Origin of the sequence: Nonomuraea sp. NPDC000554 (assembly GCF_040300065.1) — a bacterium.
Classification (GTDB): Bacteria; Actinomycetota; Actinomycetes; order Streptosporangiales; family Streptosporangiaceae; genus Nonomuraea.
This window is the reverse complement of sequence record NZ_JBEPDC010000013.1, coordinates 186,995-203,413: the sequence shown is the minus strand read 5'-3', so window position 1 is coordinate 203,413 and position 16,419 is coordinate 186,995. Positions and strand designations below refer to the sequence as shown.

At 70.8% G+C, this 16,419-nt stretch carries 21 protein-coding genes and 1 riboswitch; of the genes, 12 read left to right on the top strand and 9 right to left on the bottom strand.

The features are described from left to right. Nucleotides 1-13: 13 nt before the first annotated feature. The gene (locus ABT294_RS24955) at nucleotides 14-931 is read right to left on the bottom strand and encodes a carbohydrate kinase family protein (protein WP_350808664.1); all 918 of its coding nucleotides are present in this window, start codon (nucleotides 929-931) and stop codon (nucleotides 14-16) included. 68 nt (nucleotides 932-999) lie between these two features. On the opposite strand from ABT294_RS24955, the gene ABT294_RS24950 reads away from it, so the two are divergent. Both ABT294_RS24950 and ABT294_RS24945 read left to right on the top strand, forming a co-directional pair. Continuing rightward, nucleotides 1,000-1,590 carry a TetR/AcrR family transcriptional regulator gene (locus ABT294_RS24950; RefSeq protein WP_350808663.1) on the top strand — a complete coding sequence of 197 codons (591 nt, stop codon included), beginning with the start codon at nucleotides 1,000-1,002 and terminating at the stop codon, nucleotides 1,588-1,590. Nucleotides 1,591-1,646: 56 nt separating this feature from the next. Beyond that, nucleotides 1,647-2,285 (top strand): class II aldolase/adducin family protein, encoded by a 639-nt coding sequence (locus ABT294_RS24945; RefSeq protein WP_350808662.1) that lies wholly within the window; start codon nucleotides 1,647-1,649, stop codon nucleotides 2,283-2,285. Between the two features lie 12 nt (nucleotides 2,286-2,297). Here ABT294_RS24945 and ABT294_RS24940 read toward each other — a convergent pair whose 3' ends face one another. Then, nucleotides 2,298-3,866, bottom strand: coding sequence for a DUF885 domain-containing protein (locus ABT294_RS24940; RefSeq protein ID WP_350808661.1), 1,569 nt, complete (start codon nucleotides 3,864-3,866; stop codon nucleotides 2,298-2,300). A 22-nt stretch (nucleotides 3,867-3,888) separates the two neighbouring features. Here ABT294_RS24940 and ABT294_RS24935 point away from each other — a divergent pair, with 22 nt between their 5' ends. Beyond that, nucleotides 3,889-5,115, top strand: a complete 1,227-nt coding sequence (locus tag ABT294_RS24935) for a DUF4032 domain-containing protein (protein ID WP_350808660.1) — start codon at nucleotides 3,889-3,891, stop codon at nucleotides 5,113-5,115. 3 nt (nucleotides 5,116-5,118) lie between these two features. Here the strand turns inward: ABT294_RS24935 and ABT294_RS24930 are convergent, their stop codons facing one another. Next, entirely contained in the window at nucleotides 5,119-5,721 is a 603-nt protein-coding gene (locus ABT294_RS24930; protein WP_350808659.1) for an NAD(P)-dependent oxidoreductase, read from the bottom strand. Nucleotides 5,722-5,775: 54 nt separating this feature from the next. Between ABT294_RS24930 and ABT294_RS24925 the strand changes: the two genes are divergently transcribed. The 5 genes from ABT294_RS24925 to ABT294_RS24905 all read left to right on the top strand — a co-directional run bounded on the left by ABT294_RS24925 (nucleotide 5,776) and on the right by ABT294_RS24905 (nucleotide 8,248). Then, nucleotides 5,776-6,126 carry a winged helix-turn-helix transcriptional regulator gene (locus tag ABT294_RS24925; RefSeq protein WP_350808658.1) on the top strand — a complete coding sequence of 117 codons (351 nt, stop codon included), beginning with the start codon at nucleotides 5,776-5,778 and terminating at the stop codon, nucleotides 6,124-6,126. Nucleotides 6,127-6,273: 147 nt separating this feature from the next. Beyond that, on the top strand, nucleotides 6,274-6,648 hold the full coding sequence (locus ABT294_RS24920) for a roadblock/LC7 domain-containing protein (protein ID WP_350808657.1): 375 nt from the start codon (nucleotides 6,274-6,276) through the stop codon (nucleotides 6,646-6,648). Between the two features lie 3 nt (nucleotides 6,649-6,651). Then, nucleotides 6,652-7,443, top strand: coding sequence for a hypothetical protein (locus tag ABT294_RS24915; protein ID WP_350808656.1), 792 nt, complete (start codon nucleotides 6,652-6,654; stop codon nucleotides 7,441-7,443). A 29-nt stretch (nucleotides 7,444-7,472) separates the two neighbouring features. Then, the gene (locus tag ABT294_RS24910; RefSeq protein ID WP_350808655.1) at nucleotides 7,473-7,880 is read left to right on the top strand and encodes a roadblock/LC7 domain-containing protein; all 408 of its coding nucleotides are present in this window, start codon (nucleotides 7,473-7,475) and stop codon (nucleotides 7,878-7,880) included. After that, complete coding sequence (locus ABT294_RS24905) at nucleotides 7,877-8,248, top strand: hypothetical protein (RefSeq protein WP_350808654.1); 372 nt, start codon at nucleotides 7,877-7,879, stop codon at nucleotides 8,246-8,248. Before ABT294_RS24910 ends, ABT294_RS24905 begins: the two co-directional genes overlap by 4 nt. A gap of 136 nt (nucleotides 8,249-8,384) precedes the next feature. On the opposite strand, the gene ABT294_RS24900 is transcribed toward ABT294_RS24905, so the two are convergent. The 3 genes from ABT294_RS24900 to ABT294_RS24890 all read right to left on the bottom strand — a co-directional run bounded on the left by ABT294_RS24900 (nucleotide 8,385) and on the right by ABT294_RS24890 (nucleotide 11,379). Next, on the bottom strand, nucleotides 8,385-9,197 hold the full coding sequence (locus ABT294_RS24900) for a hypothetical protein (RefSeq protein WP_350808653.1): 813 nt from the start codon (nucleotides 9,195-9,197) through the stop codon (nucleotides 8,385-8,387). A 183-nt stretch (nucleotides 9,198-9,380) separates the two neighbouring features. Then, a riboswitch (cyclic di-AMP (ydaO/yuaA leader) is annotated at nucleotides 9,381-9,516 on the bottom strand. Nucleotides 9,517-9,691: 175 nt separating this feature from the next. Further along, the gene (locus tag ABT294_RS24895; protein ID WP_350808652.1) at nucleotides 9,692-9,892 is read right to left on the bottom strand and encodes a DUF5302 domain-containing protein; all 201 of its coding nucleotides are present in this window, start codon (nucleotides 9,890-9,892) and stop codon (nucleotides 9,692-9,694) included. Nucleotides 9,893-9,939: 47 nt separating this feature from the next. Further along, nucleotides 9,940-11,379 carry an MDR family MFS transporter gene (locus tag ABT294_RS24890; protein WP_350808651.1) on the bottom strand — a complete coding sequence of 480 codons (1,440 nt, stop codon included), beginning with the start codon at nucleotides 11,377-11,379 and terminating at the stop codon, nucleotides 9,940-9,942. A gap of 55 nt (nucleotides 11,380-11,434) precedes the next feature. Between ABT294_RS24890 and ABT294_RS24885 the strand changes: the two genes are divergently transcribed. Then, nucleotides 11,435-11,953: a PadR family transcriptional regulator gene (locus ABT294_RS24885; protein ID WP_350808650.1), complete on the top strand. Its 519-nt coding sequence runs from the start codon at nucleotides 11,435-11,437 to the stop codon at nucleotides 11,951-11,953. Nucleotides 11,954-12,330: 377 nt separating this feature from the next. On the opposite strand, the gene ABT294_RS24880 is transcribed toward ABT294_RS24885, so the two are convergent. Both ABT294_RS24880 and ABT294_RS24875 read right to left on the bottom strand, forming a co-directional pair. Beyond that, nucleotides 12,331-12,897, bottom strand: a complete 567-nt coding sequence (locus tag ABT294_RS24880; RefSeq protein ID WP_350808649.1) for a class I SAM-dependent methyltransferase — start codon at nucleotides 12,895-12,897, stop codon at nucleotides 12,331-12,333. Nucleotides 12,898-13,123: 226 nt separating this feature from the next. Then, nucleotides 13,124-13,981 (bottom strand): aldo/keto reductase, encoded by an 858-nt coding sequence (locus ABT294_RS24875; RefSeq protein WP_350808648.1) that lies wholly within the window; start codon nucleotides 13,979-13,981, stop codon nucleotides 13,124-13,126. Between the two features lie 92 nt (nucleotides 13,982-14,073). Here ABT294_RS24875 and ABT294_RS24870 point away from each other — a divergent pair, with 92 nt between their 5' ends. Continuing rightward, entirely contained in the window at nucleotides 14,074-14,649 is a 576-nt protein-coding gene (locus ABT294_RS24870; RefSeq protein ID WP_350808647.1) for a YetF domain-containing protein, read from the top strand. Between the two features lie 20 nt (nucleotides 14,650-14,669). On the opposite strand, the gene ABT294_RS24865 is transcribed toward ABT294_RS24870, so the two are convergent. Then, the gene (locus tag ABT294_RS24865; RefSeq protein ID WP_350808646.1) at nucleotides 14,670-15,113 is read right to left on the bottom strand and encodes a MarR family winged helix-turn-helix transcriptional regulator; all 444 of its coding nucleotides are present in this window, start codon (nucleotides 15,111-15,113) and stop codon (nucleotides 14,670-14,672) included. Nucleotides 15,114-15,178: 65 nt separating this feature from the next. Between ABT294_RS24865 and ABT294_RS24860 the strand changes: the two genes are divergently transcribed. Both ABT294_RS24860 and ABT294_RS24855 read left to right on the top strand, forming a co-directional pair. Further along, nucleotides 15,179-15,985 carry an SDR family NAD(P)-dependent oxidoreductase gene (locus ABT294_RS24860; protein WP_350808645.1) on the top strand — a complete coding sequence of 269 codons (807 nt, stop codon included), beginning with the start codon at nucleotides 15,179-15,181 and terminating at the stop codon, nucleotides 15,983-15,985. Further along, a complete protein-coding gene (locus ABT294_RS24855; protein WP_350808644.1) occupies nucleotides 15,982-16,362 on the top strand; it encodes a nuclear transport factor 2 family protein in 381 nt (126 codons plus the stop codon). Before ABT294_RS24860 ends, ABT294_RS24855 begins: the two co-directional genes overlap by 4 nt. The last annotated feature ends 57 nt before the right edge of the window (nucleotides 16,363-16,419 follow it).

Genomic DNA, 16,419 nt, shown 5'->3' with positions numbered 1-16,419 from the left:
GGTGGGTGAGTGGTCAGGTGAGCAGGGCCAGGGTGGTGGGGAGGTCTGTCAGGCCCGCGTCCGAGCCGAGGCCGGTGGACACGCGGGCGGCGGCGGCCGTGCCCCAGCGGGCCGCCGTCAGCACGTCCTGGCCGTGCAGGAGGCCGGTGACGAAGCCGGCGCAGTACGCGTCTCCGCAGCCTGTCGTGTCGACCGCCTCGGTCTTGAGGGCGGGCACCCGCTCCGCGCCGTCGGCGGTGACCACCAGGCTGCCCTCGGCGCCGAGGGTGACGAGGACCGCTCGCGGCCCCTGCGCCAGCAGCGCCCGCGCGGCGTCCTCGACGGTCTCGGCCCCCGTCATGAGCAGGGCCTGCGCCTCGTTGGGCAGGACGTGGTCCACGTGCGGCAGGAAGGCGCGGGCCATGCCCAGCAGGTCCGGCATCTCGGACAGGAAGTCCATGGTGACGATCGTCCCGGCGGCCCGGACCGAGTCCAGGAGGGCGAAGAAGGCCGGGTCGCCGAGGCCGAACGTGACGTCCACGCCGCCCAGGTGGATGGCCCTCGCGCCGCGCAGCGCCGCCTCGTCCAGGTCTGCGAGGGTGACCCCGAGGTTCGCGCCCGGCACGTGGAAGCTGGGACGCCCGCCGTCGGGCCTGATGGGCAGGATGGACGCGGCGGTCTGCTCGCCGGGCCTGCGGACCAGGCGGGAGACGTCCACGCCCCGCTTGGCCAGCACGGCCAGCAGGAAGTCGCCGAGTTCGTCGTCGCCGACCGCGCCCATGGTGACGACCTCGTTGCCCAGCTTGACCAGGTCCACGGCGGTGCCGGCGGCGGCGCCCGCGGCGGTGAGGCGGATCTGCTCGACCAGCACGGTGTCCTGGCCCGCGGGGATGTGTTCGACGGGCCTGGCGAGGATGTCGACGATGTGGACGCCGACGGTGGCGACGGTCATGGGTCTAAATAGACAGACGTCCGACTAAAAAGTCAATATGCTGGAAGCAGCACGAGAGGGGGCAGCCGATGCCGAAGATCGTTGACCACGACGAGCGCAGGCGCGAGGTCCTGTCAGCGGCCCGCCGGGTGATCGTCAGAGACGGCATCGACGCCGCCACCACACGCGCGATCGCCAAGGAGGCGGGCTACTCCAACGGCGTGCTCGCCCACTACTTCGCCGACAAGGACGAGATCCTGCTGTCGGCGCTGAGCCAGTCGCACCAGCGCATCAGGGAGCGGCTGACCCGCAAGGTCGAGGGCGTCACCGGGCTGGCCGCCCTGCGCGAACTGCTCCTCGACAACCTGCCGCTCGACGCGGAACGCACCCAGGAGACCCGGCTGGAGGTGAGCTTCTGGAGCCGCAGCCTCGCGGCCGAGCGGCTGGCCGAGGTGCAGCGGGCGGAGGCGGCGGACCTGCGCGCCGCGGTCCGCGGGCTGCTCGCCGAGGCGAGGGCGGCGGGCGAGCTGTCGACCGAGGAGAACCTCGACGACCTGACCGAGCACCTCCTCGCCCTGATGGACGGCCTCAGCCTCCACCTGCTGCTCTACCCGGACCGCCTCACCCGCGTCGACCTCGAACGCCTGATGCTCGCCACCCTCGACAGAATCTCCGCCTAGCTCCCACGGCGATCTGGGCGATTGATGCATTTCGGACGACCGACTACATTGCCGCCATGAGCCTCCGCGAGCAGTTGTGCGAGTACGGCAGGCGGGCCGTGGAACTGGGCCTGGTGATCGGCACGTCGGGCAACCTGAGCGTGCGGCAGGGCGACCTGGTCGCGGTCACCCCGTCGGGCGTCGCCCTCGACCGGCTCACCCCCGAGCTCTGCCCCATCGTGGACGTCGACGGCTACCTGGTGGAAGGCGACCAGCAGCCGTCCTCCGAGACCCCGATGCACCTGGCCGTCTACCGGACGACGTCCGCGCAGGCCGTCGTCCACACCCACTCGGTGTTCGGGACCGTCGTGGCCACCACGCTGCCGGAGCTGCCGCCCGTTCACTACAACGCGCTGCTGCTGGGCGGGACGGTGAAGGTGGCCGAGTACGCGACCTACGGCACGCCGGAACTGGCGGCCAACGTCCGGCGGGCGATGGCGGGCAAGCAGGCGGCGCTGCTGGCCAACCACGGCGGGGTGACCATCGGCGCCACGCTGGAGCAGGCGTTCGAGGCCACCCGGCTGCTGGAGTGGCTGTGCGAGGTGTACGTCCGAGGGCTGAGCGTCGGCACCCCGACCATCCTCTCGGACGACCAGCTCACCGCCGTGGTGGACCGCTCCCTCAACCCCCCGTCCTTCCCCCGGAGGACCGCGTAGGAGCGGGGCGGGTCACGACAGGGCGGCCTGTTCGGCGAGGCCGAGGGGGAGGCCGCCTGAGCCGGCGATCCGGTCGTGGAAGTCGCGGAGCGAGCCCTGGAAGGACTCCCTGATCCGGTCGATCTCGATGGCGCCCGTCAGGTACGACGGCGCCTGCGTGGGCCAGGCGCAGTAGCGGTTGACCTCGCCCTGGGCGGTGCCGGGTGACAGCGAGGCCTTGGTGGACATGAACGTCTCGGCCTCCTCGATCGTCATGTCCTCGCAGTGCAGCGCGGTGTCGACGACGATGCGGGCGGCGCGGAAGACGCGGCAGTCGAGGTGCGCCAGCTCGGTGGCGGGCGTGTCGAAGTAGCCCTGTTCGTGCAGCACCTTCTCGACGTACAGGGCCCAGCCCTCGGTGAAGTACGGGGTGCGGAACACGTTCCTGACGGTCCTGGTGTTGGACGCCATGTGCGACAGGTGCCAGTGGTGTCCCGGGTACGCCTCGTGGACGGCGATCGACGGCATCTGCGCCCGCGAGTTGGTCCGCAGCCGCTGCCGTACCTGCTCGTCGGTGAAGCCGTCGGGCGTGTAGGGGACGAAGAACACGCCGGTGCGCGAGCTGCTGAGCGGCGGCGGCGCCAGGTAGTGCGCCACCGACAGGATGGGCCGGGTGTACTCGGCGGACGGCAGCACCAGGCACTCCTCCCCGTCGGGGAAGGTCACCAGGTCGCGGGAGCGGACGAAGTCGCGCGCCCGGAGGGTCTCCGCCTCGTACTCGGCCCGCATGTCCTCCAGGGTCGGCGGGTGGTCGTCCATGAGGGACTCCATCGCGGCCCGCCAGTCCTCGGTGCCGTTGACGCGCCGCGCGACCTCGCGCATCCGCGTGTCGATGGCGGCCCAGGCGTCGAGGCCCTTCTGGTGCAGCTCGGCGGCGCCGTAGCCGAGCAGCTCGCGCTCGCGCAGCAGGGTGGAGTACAGCCGCTCCCCCATCCGCCAGGTGCCGCCGCACTCGAAGGTCTCCAGGAAGGTGACCAGTTCGTCGAACGCCTCGGCGGCGGGTTCCGCGGCCTGCGCGAGCCTGGCGCGCAGGGTCTCGTCCGCGACCATCGAGGGGACGGTGCCGGTGAGGAACCGCCGTCCGGTGCGGGCCTGCCCGAGCCCGCGGCGTACCAGCAGCGGCGCGGCGAGGTCGGGGTCGAGGTTGGCGCGCAGGGCGGCCAGCACGCCCGGCACTTCCGCCAGCCGGGCGATGGCCGCGGTCACCAGGTCGGGCTCGGGTTTGAGCCGGTGCTGGAACGGCGTGAACAGGGAGCTGAAGACGGGCCCCAGGTAGGCGGACGGGTCGCGCCGCCACTCGGGCCAGGACGCGACCGCGATGGAGCCTCTGAGCTGGGAGAGGACGAGGTCTCTGTCGATGGCGTCGTCGAGGGTGGGCGTTTCGAGCCTCGACAGCCGCTCCAGCCACTGGACCTCTTCACGCTCGCGGGCGGCCCAGCCCGCGGCGGTGAAGTCGCCGAGCGTGTGGTCGTAGCCGTCGGCTCCCAGGATGCTGGCGAGGACAGGACGGCCAGAAAAGTACCATTTGAGAAACTCGTCCACGGTCGCACAATATCCTGATCGCATGCCTCTCCAGATGACCGGCGCGCTCGGCGACTCCGACCTGATCCGCCTGCCCTGGGAGCTCCCGCTCGCCGACTGGCCGCAGCACCACCTGGTGGACCTGCCCCGCGGCATCTCCCGGCACGTGGTGCGGTTCGCCAGGCTCTCGGGCAAGGTCTACGCCATCAAGGAGATCAGCGAACGGTACGCCAAGCGGGAGTACCAGCTGTTGTGGGACCTGGCCAGGCTCGACGCCCCCGCGGTGGAGCCCGTCGCCTACGTGACCGGACGCGAAGACGGCCTGGACGCCGCGCTGATCACCCGGCACCTGCAGTTCTCGCTGCCGTACCGGGCGGTCATGTCGGGCACGCTGCGGCCCGACACGCTGACCCGGCTGCTCGACGCGCTGGCCGTGCTGCTCGTGCGGCTGCACCTGAACGGGTTCTACTGGGGCGACTGCTCGCTGTCGAACACGCTGTTCCGCAGGGACGCGGGCGCGTTCGCCGCCTACCTGGTGGACGCGGAGACCGGCGAGATGCACCCGATGATCAGCGAGGGCCAGCGGCTGGCCGACATCGACGCCGCGCACACCAACATCTTCGGCGAGATGCTCGACCTGGAGGCGGGCGAGCTGCTGCACCCGTCCATCGACCCGATGGAGACGGCCGAGGACGTCGTCTCCCGCTACCACCGCCTGTGGAACGAGATCACCCAGGACGAGGTCATCGAAGAGGTCGACTGGCACAAGGTGGAGCAGCGGATCCGCAGGCTGAACCTGCTCGGCTTCGACGTGGCCGAGATGATGGTGCGGCGCAAGGTCGGCACCGGGCGGCTGATCGTCCGGCCGAAGGTGGTCGACTCGGGCCACCACCAGCGCCGGCTGCTCAGGCTGACCGGCCTGGACGTGGAGGAGAACCAGGCGCGACGGCTGCTGAACGACCTCGACGGCTTCCGGGTCGCCCAGGGCCTGCGCCACGAGGACGAGGCGATCGTGGCGCACCGCTGGCTGGCCGAGGTGTTCCAGCCGACGGTGGCGGCGATCCCGGTGGAGCTGCGCGGCAAGCTGGAGCCCGCGCAGCTGTTCCACGAGATCCTGGACCACCGCTGGTTCCTGTCGGAGGCGGCCGGGACCGACGTGGGGCTGGCCACGGCGGCGAAGTCGTACGTCGACAACGTGCTGGTGTTCAAGCCCGACGAGCGGGCGCTGCTGCCCGACGAGCCCGGCGCGCCCGAGCAGGACCTCCTGTGACCCTCAGTAGGCGACCGTGATGCGCTTGCGCGGGTGCGCGCCGTTCTCCACCTCGTCGGCGATGGCGACCGCGAAGTCCTCGGCGCTGATGCGGCTGCGCCCCTCGGCGTCGGTGAGGAGCTGGTCGCCGCCGATGCGGTAGACGCCGGTGCGCTCGCCGGGGTCGATCTCGGCGGCCGGGCTGACGTAGGTCCAGTCGAGGTCGTCGACCTCGCGGTAGAGCTTGAGGGCCTCCCGCTGGGCGAGCGACTCCTTCTTGTACATCTCAGGGAAGCCGGGCGTGTCGACCAGGTCGAGGCCGGGCGCCACCTGGAGGCTGCCCGCGCCGCCCACGACGATCAGACGCCTGACCCCGGCCTTGCGCGCGCCGTCGATGAGAGCGCGGTTGGCGGCCAGGAAGGGCGCCTCCGGCTCCGTGCCGTCGCGGGGCGGGGCGATCGCGGAGATCACCACGTCGTAGCCCCTGGCCAGGGTGGCGGTGTCGGCCACGTCGCCCTTGTCGGGGCCGGACCTGCTGAGAGCGGTCACGTCGTTGCCACGGTTGCGCAGTTCGGTGGCGATGCGCTGGCCGACCATGCCGGTCGCGCCGAACAGAAGGATCTTCATGCGTCCAAGAGTATCCATCGGATACTGGTTACTTCACCGTGCTATAAGTACCTAATGCATACCGGTGATGTCTTTGATCCTAATTGCCCCACGCGGCTGGTCCTGGACCGCATCGGCGACAAGTGGTCGGTGTTGGTCCTGCTCGCCCTCATCGACGGGCCGATGCGCTTCACCGTGCTGCGCGGCCGGATGGGCGGGGTCACGCCCAAGGTGCTGACGCAGACGCTGCGCGCCATGGAGCAGGACGGGCTGCTGACCCGCGAGGTCTTCGCCGAGGTGCCGCCGCGGGTCGAGTACGAGCTCACCGCCCTCGGCCGCTCGCTGCACGAGCCGGTCTCGGTGGTGGCCAGGTGGGCCGAGGAGAACGTGAACGAGATTCTCCTTTGTCGCGAAAAGTCTGCGTAAACCGTGACTTTTCTCCATCACGGTGGTGCATCTCTCCACCGAGGCGGATAAAGCTTCAACTTCGTACCAGCCCCGCCGAAGACGCCTGATTCGATCATGTCGGTTGTCCCTACGCTGTCCCAGTCCCCAAGACGGCGAGGAGGCCCCGTGCTCGGACTCGACAGCTGCCTGGCCGAGGTCATGGCCATTCCAGGGGCGCTGGACGCCATGCTGGTGGACCAGACGAGCGGCCTGGCCGTGGCCACCAGCAACCCTCCCGGCGTGGACGCGGAAGGCTCCGCCGCCGCCCTGACGGAGGCGCTGCGCGCGACCACCGACGGCCTGACCCGCTCGTGTCCAGGCGAGGCGGTCCGCATCGACGACATGCTCGTCACCACGGACCGGGGCCACCACCTGCTCAGGCTGCTGGACACGGCCTTCGAGGGGCCACTCGTCGTCTACGTCCGGCTGGACCTGGAGCGGTCGAACCTGGCCCTGGCCCGCTACCGCCTCCAGGCCATCTCCAGCCAGTTGCTGGCGTGAGCCATGGCCCAGCTCGACACCCTCCTGGCCGGCCTGGCCCGCGAGCGCTCCACGGGCGCGCTGCGGGTGGGCAGAAGCGGCACGATCTTTCTCTCCGACGGGCGCGTGACGTACATGGAGTGCGCCCAGACGCCGGGCGTCGAGCGTCTGCTCTCGGCCAGGGGCCGCGTCCCGGAGGCCGAGCTGCGCAGGCTCCAGGCCGACGGCGGCTGCGCGCGCCTGCTGGAACAGGGCCCCGTCACGCAGGGCGAGCTGCAGTACTGCGTGCTCGGCGCGGTCCTGGACGCGGCGTTCTTCCTGCTGCCGGCCAGCGGGACCCGGCCCAAGTTCCGCCCCGGCGAGCAGCACTGGCTGGGCGGCCAGTGGTACTTCGACGTGACCGGCCTGGTGCGGGAGTGCGCCAGGCGCCGCGCCCAACTCGCGCAGATCTGGCCGTCCGCCGACCTGGACGCCGCCCCGGTGCGCCCGTCGCCGAGGCTGCCGGGGCAGGGTGTGACGCTCAGCCGGGTGCAGTGGGAGATCATCGTCCAGGCCGACCGGGAGGCGACCCCGCTCGACCTGGCCAAGCGGCTCGGCAGGTCCGGCTACTCCGTCCTGCTGGCCGTGCGCAGGCTGGCGGCGGCGGGCCTGCTCGTCCAGGACGCGCCCGCCCTGCCGAGAAGGACGCGGCGCGAGCGCATACCGCCGCCCGCGCCCAGGACCGGCGCCGACGCCGTCGGCCCCGCGGTCACGGCGGACCCGACGGACCTGGCGCTGCTGCTGCGCCTGAAGAAGGCGCTGGAGGAGCTGTCGTGAGGTTTCCCTCACGCAGGAGGAGGCCATCGGTGGAGCTGCGTGACGAGGTACTGAAGGAAATGACGCTCCTGCGCGAGCGCGCCGCGGACGTCAGCGGCAGCGTCGCCTGCACCGTCGACGGGCTGCCCATCGCCTGCGACCTGCCCAGCAGCGGCCCCGGCAACGGTACGGGGGACGGCGGCGCGCAGACGGCCGCGCTGTCGGCGGCGCTCCTGGCGATGAGCAAACGCATGATCGCGGGTACGGGCAGGGGCGCCCTGGAGGAGACGCTCATCTCCGGCACCGCCGGCTACGCGGCCTGCTACGCGGCGGGCCCCACCATCGTCCTCACAGTCCTGGCGGGCCCCGGCGCCAATCTCGGCCTGCTCCGGCTGGAGGGGCGCAGGACGGCGGCCGCTCTGGCCGCCATCGCAGCACGCGAACGGAGGAAGACATGACGAGCATGGACATCTCGCTCAAGGAGATGATGACGATCGACGGCTCGATCGGAGCGGCGATCGTCGACCACGGCAGCGGCATGGCGCTCGGCGCGCTCGGCGGCTCCAAGGACCTGGACCTCCAGGTGGCCGCCGCGGGCAACACCGAGGTGGTCAAGGCCAAGCTGCGCACGATGGACTCGCTGGGGCTCAAGGACGCCATCGAGGACATCCTGATCACGCTCGGCTCCCAGTATCACATCATCCGCCCGATCAGCGGGCGCGGCGGCAAGGGCCTGTTCCTCTACCTGGCTCTCGACCGCGGCCGCGCCAACCTGGCCCTGGCCCGCCACCAGCTTCGCGCCATCGAGGAGAAGCTGGAGGTCTGAAAAGCTCGACGGCTTGCGCCCAGTGCGGGTGGGCGCAAGCCGTCGTCAGGTGTGTCCGCGATCCCCTGATCCGCGGGCCCCTTGAGGGTGGGTTCCCGATGAGCCCGCGGTCCCCGTGTCCGCGGGCTCCCGAGGTTCAGCGTCGGATGAGCCTGCGGATCCGGTCGCGGCCCATCACCAGGCCGCCACCGACCAGGGCCAGGCCGCCGGCCACGACCGCGCCGGTCACGCCGCTCGACGCGCCCGAGGCGGGCTCGCTCTCGGCAGAGGCGGCCTGCGGATGCACGTCGGCCACGTTGGCCACAGCGGCCACAGCGGCCTTGGGCTCGGCGGCTGCGGGCGCGGGCGCGGCGGGAGCGGGCTCGCTCTTGTCCGCCGTGTCCTTCTTGACGAGGACGGTCGGCGGCTTGGCCGGGTGCTTGTCCACGCGGGACCAGGCGCCGGACGAGTACGCCACCGGGTAGTTCTTCTTGCCGGGGCCGGAACCCCACTTGGTGATGACGTACTTGATCTTGATGTGGCCCTCGCCACCGACGCCGTCCACGCCCAGCGTGCTGCTGTTGAACGAGCCGCCGGTCAGGTAGGCGAACGTCTTGGCGTCCAGGTCGAGCATGACACCGCTGTTGGAGGGGACGCCGGGGCCGCGGTCGCCGACGAAGAACGGCGCCTTCTTGTCCTTGTAGACGACGTAGCCCTCGGTCATCAGCGGCCAGCTCGGGCTGGCGACGAGCCCCTTCTGCATGGGCTTGCCGCTGGCGGGCAGACCGGTGTCTCCGGCGCGGCCGGAGGAGTCGTCCCAGAAGTAGGACGCGGTGGTGCCGCCCTTGAGCAGAGGCTGCTTGTCGTAGGGGGTGTCGGCGTGTGCGGGGGATCCGGCGCCGATGGCCACCGCACCGAACGCGGCGGCGGCGATAGCGGCAAACGAGCGCATGCCAAGACGTACAGACATGAAGTCAAAGAGTCCTTTGTGAGGGTACGGGGAAGCAGCGCTCCCAAGGGCGTAGCCGGGCGGGTATGCCGAAACGGTCGCTACGCGGAGCGCTGGAAGTTCAGGGGAAGGGGGGCCGCTCTCAGTCGGCGGCGGGTGACACTACGCGGGCTGGGGGTACGACGCGGTGAACCATCAGGTAGGTTGTCCTCTCCATCTCGCCTACCGGGTTAGCTGACGGGTTCGGGCGTGGAGATGCCCTACCGACGCACTTGTCGGATTCACCCCAAAGAGATGGGTCCCCGGTTCCCGCGGGCGCGGGATTCGACGTCAGCCAGCCGCCTCTTCCTTGTGAAGGGCCAGGTCACTAGCTGATAACACCAGGACTGTACCCAAGAAAACGGACAAGGGCAAAGGTAACCCCATAAAACGGGCGAAGATCTACCTTTTACGACATAGCAGGCAAAAGAAAAGGAGGGCACGGCCCATGCCGTACCCTCCCGAACAGTCCGGTCTCAGCCGCCGCTCTTCCGCCTGAACGAACGCTTGCTCGAAGCCGGCCCGTGGGCCCCGTGAATCTTGGAAGGGTCGGCGCCCCTGCCACCCGCGCCCGACCCGGCCTGCTGGCTGCGCTTACGCTCCAGCGCCTCGCGGAACTTGCGCTTCAACTCGTCCTCGGGGGTTTCGCTGACTTCCGGCTCCGGTGTTTCCGCCATGAGGACCTCCTGGTGTTTGGGACACACACAGCTTCGCACGGCGCGGCTCACGCCGCGAAACCGGCCTCCGCCCGCTCCTCACGGACGATGGGCCGCAGCCGCCCGCCCGGCAGGGCCACCAGCGCGGCCAGCGCCACCAGCGCCCCCGCCACCCCCAGCGACGGGATGACCACCGAGGCGGCCGAGGCGTGCGCGGCGGCCAGCCCGTGCAGCGGCGCCTCGGTCGAGATGACCGAGGCGTAGGCGGTGCCGGCCAGCGCCAGCGCGACCGAGCCGCCGATCTGGCGGAAGAACGTCAGATTGGCCGAGGCCGTGCCGAGGTACCGGGGCGGCACCGACTGCTGCACGGCCACCGTCAGCCCCGACAGCATCGGCCCCATGCCGAGGCCGATGAGCACCATCCACCCCGCCAGCAGCCAGCCGGGCGTGTCGACGGCCAGGTTCAGGCAGAGCAGCGTGCCCGCCACCATCAGGAACGGCGCGGCCACGAGCCAGGGCTTGTAGACGCGGGTCCTGGTCATCAGCGCCCCCATGACCATGCTGCCGACCACCATCGCCAGGGTCAGCGGGTAGATCCGCAGCCCCGACTGGGTCGCGCTGAGCCCGAGCGCCTCCTGGAAGTACCTGGGCAGGAAGACGACCCCGGCGAACATGCAGAACGCGGTGCAGAACGAGGTCACGTTGACCAGCGTGTAGGTGCGGTTGCCGAACAGGTGCATCGGCATGATCGGCGCCACCGCCCGCCGCTCGACCACCACGAACACCACCAGCAACAGCGCCGCCAGCGCGATCGGCGCCACCACGGCCGCACTGGTCCACGTGTTGCCGTCCAGCCCCTTCTCGGTCAGGCCGACGAGCAGAGCGCCGATCGCCACGCTGAAGACGGCGATCCCCAGGTAGTCGGGACGCTCGCCGCCCGTCCCCCGGTGGTACGGCAGGTGCAGCACCACGATCGCGATCAGCACCAGCCCGAGCGGCACGTTCACATAGAACGACCACCGCCAGCTCGCGTGGTCGGTGAACAGCCCGCCCAGGTACGGCCCCGCGAGATAGCTGAGCGCCATCACCCCGCCGAGGGCACCCTGCACCCGCGCCCCCCTCTCCGGCGGGAACAGCTCCATCACCAGCGCGAGCGACAGCGGCATCAACGCGCCCGCGCCGAGCCCCTGCAACGCGCGGAAGGCGATGAGCTGGGGCATGTCCTGGGCGACGCCGCACAGCGCGGAGCCTGCGACGAACACGACCAGCCCGACGAGCAGCAGCGGTTTCCTGCCGTACTGGTCCGACAGCCTGCCGTACAGCGGGACGGTGATCGTCGCGGTCAGCAGGTACGCGGTCACGACCCAGGTGTAGAGGGCGGTGCCGCCCAGCTCGGTCACGATGCGCGGCAGCGCGGTGCCGACGATCGTCTGGTCGAGCATCGCCAGGAACATGCCGCCGATCACGGCTACCAGCAAGAGGGTCTTGGATCTCGTGTCACTACTCACAGGTGAAGCTTGATATGTAACTTCTTACATGTCAAACGGTGGCTATGCTGAGCTCATGTCCCTACGGATCGCGCTGCTCGGGCTCCTCGAAGCGAAAGGCCCGGCCAGCGGCTACGACCTGGCCAAGTCCTTCGAGCATTCGATCAACCACGTCTGGCAGGCCGGGCACACGCAGATCTACCCGGAGCTGGTCAAGATGGCGGCTGACGGGCTCGTCGCGGTGGAGTCCGAAGGAGCGCGCGGCCGGAAGATCTACGCGATCACCGCCGAGGGGGCCCGGCAACTCCACGACTGGCTGGTCGAGCACCAGCCGAGCGGCACGATCCGCAGCGAGGTCGCGCTCCAGGCGTTCCTGCTCCCCCTGCTCGACGGGGACGACGCCGTGCAGGTGGTCGAGCGCCTCAGGGCGTTCTTCGCGTCCCGGCTGGCGGACCTGGAATGCAAGCCGTACGACGGGCCGGGGTTCGGCAAGTACGCGCTCAAGCTCGGCCTCGCGCAGCGCCGCGCCGGCCTCGCCTGGGCCGAGGAAACCCTCGCCGACCTCAAATCCCGTTCGACTCCCTCAAGCCCGTAACCCTTTACCACCGGGCCCATGTACCCCTGTGGCCGCACGGGCCCCCGACCGCGCAAGTCACCAGCCCAGACCCGCTCTGCCCCTTCCCCTTCACCTCCTCACGACCGCAACTAGCTTTCCGCAGGTGAAAGCGTGCGACCTTCAAGGGAGAAGACGGAGGCGCACGGGTGCCCCCGGTGCGGGAGACGCCGGTGCGGGAGACGCCGGTGCTTCGCACGAGCGCCCCCTGTGGGGCACCCATCCAGCACACACTCCCCACGGAACGCACTCGCCCACCCAGCGCCCCCTCCCCATAGGACGTGCGGCCGCCCGGCGGCCCTCCCAGGGAATGCGCCCACCTCGCGCGCCTTCCCCGGGGGATGGCACGCGCGGGTGGGTTAGAGGCGGGTGAAGCTGAGGAGGCGGTAGATCGGGTCGGGGGCGGGGCCGCCCTGGCCGTGGCCGATGAAGGTGGACTCGGTGTCCTGGCGGAGGCCGTGTCTGGAGGCTTCCGCGATGACCAGGCCGGACGCGTCCGACGGGCTGGGTCGGCCACCGGGGCCGTGGGAGGCGCGCTTGTCGACGGTGGTGACGTACACGCCGCCAGGACGCAGCACGCGGGCGCACTCCGCGATCACCGGGCGGGCGTCCGGGAGCAGGTGGAGCAGCCAGATCGTGCTGACCGCCGCCACGGACGCGTCACGTACCGGCAGTCGGCAGGCGTCTCCCAGCACCACGTCCAGCCGCCCGCGGGCGATCCGCGCCATCCCGGGTGCGGCGTCCACGCCGAGGACGCGCAGCCCCCGCCTGGCCAGTTCCCCGCTGACCAGGCCGGTGCCGCAGGCCACGTCGAGCAGGGTTCCGCCAGGCACGAGTCGGCGCACCGCGTCAGCCGCGGCCTGCGCACGCGGCAGCCCGCCGCGCGTCTCGTCGTACCGAGCCGCCTCCGCCGAGTAGTCAAGCAACGCCCGTCACCTCCCTGGACGCCGCCACGTCCTCAACCATGAGTCGTCAACTCCTCAGAACGTCGCCGCGCAACCGAGCAAGAGTCATCGACTCCCTGAACGTCGCCGCGCGACCGAGCAAGCCTCTTCAGCCCCTCGGACGTCCACACGCGACCGAGCAAAGGGTCGTCAGCAGGTCGCCTGCGATCAGGCGAGTCTCACGGGCTCACTGATCGCAGGCGCGTGGTCAGTCGAGGGACTTGAGCTCCTCGGGGGTGAGGGTGAGGTCGGTGGCCGCGACCGAGTCGAGGATGGTCTCGGGCCTGCTGGCCCCGGGAATGGGGATCACGACGGGGCTGCGCGCCAGCTCCCACGCGAGGCAGACCTGCTGCGGCGAGACGCCCCGCGCCTGCGCCACCCGTCCGAACGCGGCGTGCTTACTGCCGAGCTGCCCGGCGGAGCTCATGCCGCCGAGCGGCGACCACGGCAGGAACGCCACCCCCAGCTCCTCGCACAGGTCGATCTCGGGCTCGCTGGTGCGGAAGCGCGGCGAGTACTCGTTCTGCACGCTGGCAAGCCGCCCGTCGAGCACCTGGTAGGCGAGCCTGATCTGGGACGGGTTCGCGTTCGAGATGCCCGCCATCCGGATCTTCCCCGCGTCCAGCAGGTCGCGCAGCGCCCCGATGGTCTCCTCGTACGGCACCGCGGGGTCGGGCCGGTGGTGCTGGTACAGCCCGATCGCCTCCACGCCCAGCGCCTTGAGTGACCGCTCACACGCCTCCACCAGGTATTCGGGCCTGCCGTCAACGTCCCAGCCGTCGCCTGGGGTGCGGGTGTGCCCGCCCTTGGTGGCCACGAGCACCCTGCTGGTGTCGCCGCCCCAGCTCGCCAGCGCCTCGGCCACCAGCCGCTCGTTGTGCCCGGCCTGGTCGGATGTCGGCGTATACGCGTCAGCCGTGTCGATCAGCGTGACCCCGGCGTCGAGCGCGGCGTGGATCGTCCTGATCGACTGGGCTTCGTCCGGCATGTGGCCGTGGACCGACATGGGCATGGCGCCGAGGCCGATCGCGCTGACACTGGTCTCGCCAAGAGGTCGCATGTTCATGATTGCCATCCTGCCCGCAAGGTCAAGACCGCTTCGTCCGGGGCTAGATTGGGCGGCGCCCGCTCGCCTCCCGCTGAGAAACCGGTGAAGGAATGATCCACGATCTCCTCGTCAGCGAGGTGTCGTTCGCTGACAAGGCCGTCAGGACGATCGCCGTGTACCTGGCGGTCGCGTTGCTGCTGCGCCTGGCGGGCAAGCGCGACCTGGCGCAGCTCAACAACTTCGACCTGGTCGTGATGCTGCTGATCAGCAACGTGGTGCAGAACGCGATCATCGGCCCCGACAACTCGCTGATCGGCGGGCTGGAGGGCGCGGTGGTCCTGGTGGCGTTCAACGCCGTGGTGGTGCGGCTGGCGGCGTCGGTCCCGTGGATCGGCAGGCTGGTCGAGGGCGGGCCGACCGTCCTCGCCAAGGACGGCCGCTACCTCGACAGGGTGCTGAGGCGGACCGGGCTGCGCAGGGCGGACGTCGACACGTCGATCCAGCGCCAGGGCGGCACCCACGTGAGCGACACCAGCCTGGTGACCCTGGAGCCGGGCGGTTCCGTGCTGGTGCGGCTGCGTCCCGAGGAGGTGGACGCCACGCGCGGCGACGTCGACGACCTGCGGGCCCGCCTCGACCGCATCGAGCGGCAGCTGGAGACGCTGCTCGAGCGCGGCGCCCGCTAGCACCCGACGTCGCGGGCCGGCTACGCGACGTCATCCCCTGAGCGGACGTTCTTCTCCAGCTGCGCGAGCACCTGCTCGAACACCTCGATCCGGCCCTCGTCGAGCTCGGCGCGCAGCCGCCCGTCGAAGGCCATGACCACCTCGCGCAGCCGGTGGAACAGCCGCTCGCCCTCCTCGGTCAGCTCGACCACGTGGACGCGCCGGTTGGCGGGGTCGCGGCGGCGGGTGAGCAGGCCGTTGGCCTCCATCGCGTTGAGGTGGTGGGTCAGCGTCGCCCCCTGGATGCCCACGGCCTCGGCGAGCTGCCGCTGGTTGCCGAGCTGCCGCGACTTGATCGAGATGAGGATCTGCCAGATCGGCGCGGAGCCGCCCGCTTCCGCGAGGGCGTCGTCGAATGCCCTGCTCACCACCCGCGCGCTGGCGGCTAGTCGCAGGCCGATGGGCGTGCGGGTCGGTCGCGTCATGCCCCGATGATATATCGACGGCTAACCGTTTGACATCTAATGCTTCGATGTCTACCGTCAAAGTCATGACACTTCCGATGCAGGGCAAGGTGGCGATCGTCGCCGGGGCCAGCCGCGGCATCGGCGCCGTCACCGGCCGCGCCTTCGCGCAGGCCGGTGCCGCCGTCGTGCTCGGCGCCCGCGACCTGAAGTCCGTGGAGACGGTCGCCGAAGAGATCCGGCTCGAAGGCGGCCAGGCGCTCGCCGTCCAGCTCGACGTCGGCGACGCCGGCTCCAGCGAGCGGATCGTCCGCCGGGCGGTCGAGACGTTCGGACGCCTCGACGCCGCCTTCAACAACGCCACCGACGGCCCGCCGCCCGCGCCGCTGGCCGACATCGACCCCGACGACTTCGACAGGGGTATCCGCACCAACATCCGAGGCACCTTCCTCGGCATGAAGTACCAGATCAGGGCCATGCTGGAGAGCGGCGGCGGCTCGATCGTCAACATGGCCTCGCTCGCGGGCGTCAACGGCGTCGCCAACCTGGCCGCCTACGTCGCCGGCAAGGCCGGGATCATCGGCCTGACCAAGGTCGCCGCGCTCGACTACGCCGACCAGGGCATCCGGGTCAACGTGGTCGCGCCGGGGCCGATCCTCACCCACCACCTCCAGGCGGCGGGCGAGGAGGCGCAGCGGCTGGCCGGCCAGGCGACGCCGATGGGCCGGGTCGGCCAGGCCGAGGAGGTCGCCGCGACGGTCGTGTGGCTCTGCTCCGACCAGGCCCCGTTCATCACCGGAGTGACCCTGCCCATCGACGGCGGGCAGGCGGCGGGCACCAAGCCGCCGCGCATGTACCGCCAGGGCCGAACCATGACACCTCAGGAGGCATGACCATGGACCAGCAGCTCGCCGACCTCACCAGGCAGTGGACCGAAGCCGAGCGCGCCGGGTCCACCGAGGGTCTCGACGCGATCGCCGCCGACGACTTCACGCTCGTCGGGCCGCTCGGCTTCGTCCTGGACAGGCAGCAGTGGGTGCGGCGCTACCAGGCGGGCGCGCTCGTCACCCACGAGCTGAGCTGGGAGCAGGGCAGCGTGCGCGAGTACGGGGACGTCGCGGTGGTGGTCGGCGTGGTGACACAGCGGGCCTCGTACCAGGGCACCTCGGCTGACGGGCGCTTCCGCGTCACCCAGATCAGCGTCCGCGACGGCGACCGCCGCAGGCTGGCCGGGCTGCACTACAGCCCGATCGCCGCCCCACCGGCCTGAGAGGCCGCCCTCGATCTGCGCCGTGCGAGGCGCCGCCACCCCCGGTTGTGACGGCGC

Coding starts and splice junctions, on each gene's coding strand:
- ABT294_RS24955 (WP_350808664.1), bottom strand. CDS start 931: ATGACCGTCGCCACCGTCGGCGTCCACATCGTCGACATCCTCGCCAGG.
- ABT294_RS24860 (WP_350808645.1), top strand. CDS start 15,179: ATGACACTTCCGATGCAGGGCAAGGTGGCGATCGTCGCCGGGGCCAGC.
- ABT294_RS24865 (WP_350808646.1), bottom strand. CDS start 15,113: ATGACGCGACCGACCCGCACGCCCATCGGCCTGCGACTAGCCGCCAGC.
- ABT294_RS24925 (WP_350808658.1), top strand. CDS start 5,776: ATGCATACCGGTGATGTCTTTGATCCTAATTGCCCCACGCGGCTGGTC.
- ABT294_RS24885 (WP_350808650.1), top strand. CDS start 11,435: ATGTCCCTACGGATCGCGCTGCTCGGGCTCCTCGAAGCGAAAGGCCCG.
- ABT294_RS24950 (WP_350808663.1), top strand. CDS start 1,000: ATGCCGAAGATCGTTGACCACGACGAGCGCAGGCGCGAGGTCCTGTCA.
- ABT294_RS24935 (WP_350808660.1), top strand. CDS start 3,889: ATGCCTCTCCAGATGACCGGCGCGCTCGGCGACTCCGACCTGATCCGC.
- ABT294_RS24875 (WP_350808648.1), bottom strand. CDS start 13,981: ATGAACATGCGACCTCTTGGCGAGACCAGTGTCAGCGCGATCGGCCTC.
- ABT294_RS24895 (WP_350808652.1), bottom strand. CDS start 9,892: ATGGCGGAAACACCGGAGCCGGAAGTCAGCGAAACCCCCGAGGACGAG.
- ABT294_RS24855 (WP_350808644.1), top strand. CDS start 15,982: ATGACCATGGACCAGCAGCTCGCCGACCTCACCAGGCAGTGGACCGAA.
- ABT294_RS24915 (WP_350808656.1), top strand. CDS start 6,652: ATGGCCCAGCTCGACACCCTCCTGGCCGGCCTGGCCCGCGAGCGCTCC.
- ABT294_RS24930 (WP_350808659.1), bottom strand. CDS start 5,721: ATGAAGATCCTTCTGTTCGGCGCGACCGGCATGGTCGGCCAGCGCATC.
- ABT294_RS24900 (WP_350808653.1), bottom strand. CDS start 9,197: ATGTCTGTACGTCTTGGCATGCGCTCGTTTGCCGCTATCGCCGCCGCC.
- ABT294_RS24945 (WP_350808662.1), top strand. CDS start 1,647: ATGAGCCTCCGCGAGCAGTTGTGCGAGTACGGCAGGCGGGCCGTGGAA.
- ABT294_RS24870 (WP_350808647.1), top strand. CDS start 14,074: ATGATCCACGATCTCCTCGTCAGCGAGGTGTCGTTCGCTGACAAGGCC.
- ABT294_RS24905 (WP_350808654.1), top strand. CDS start 7,877: ATGACGAGCATGGACATCTCGCTCAAGGAGATGATGACGATCGACGGC.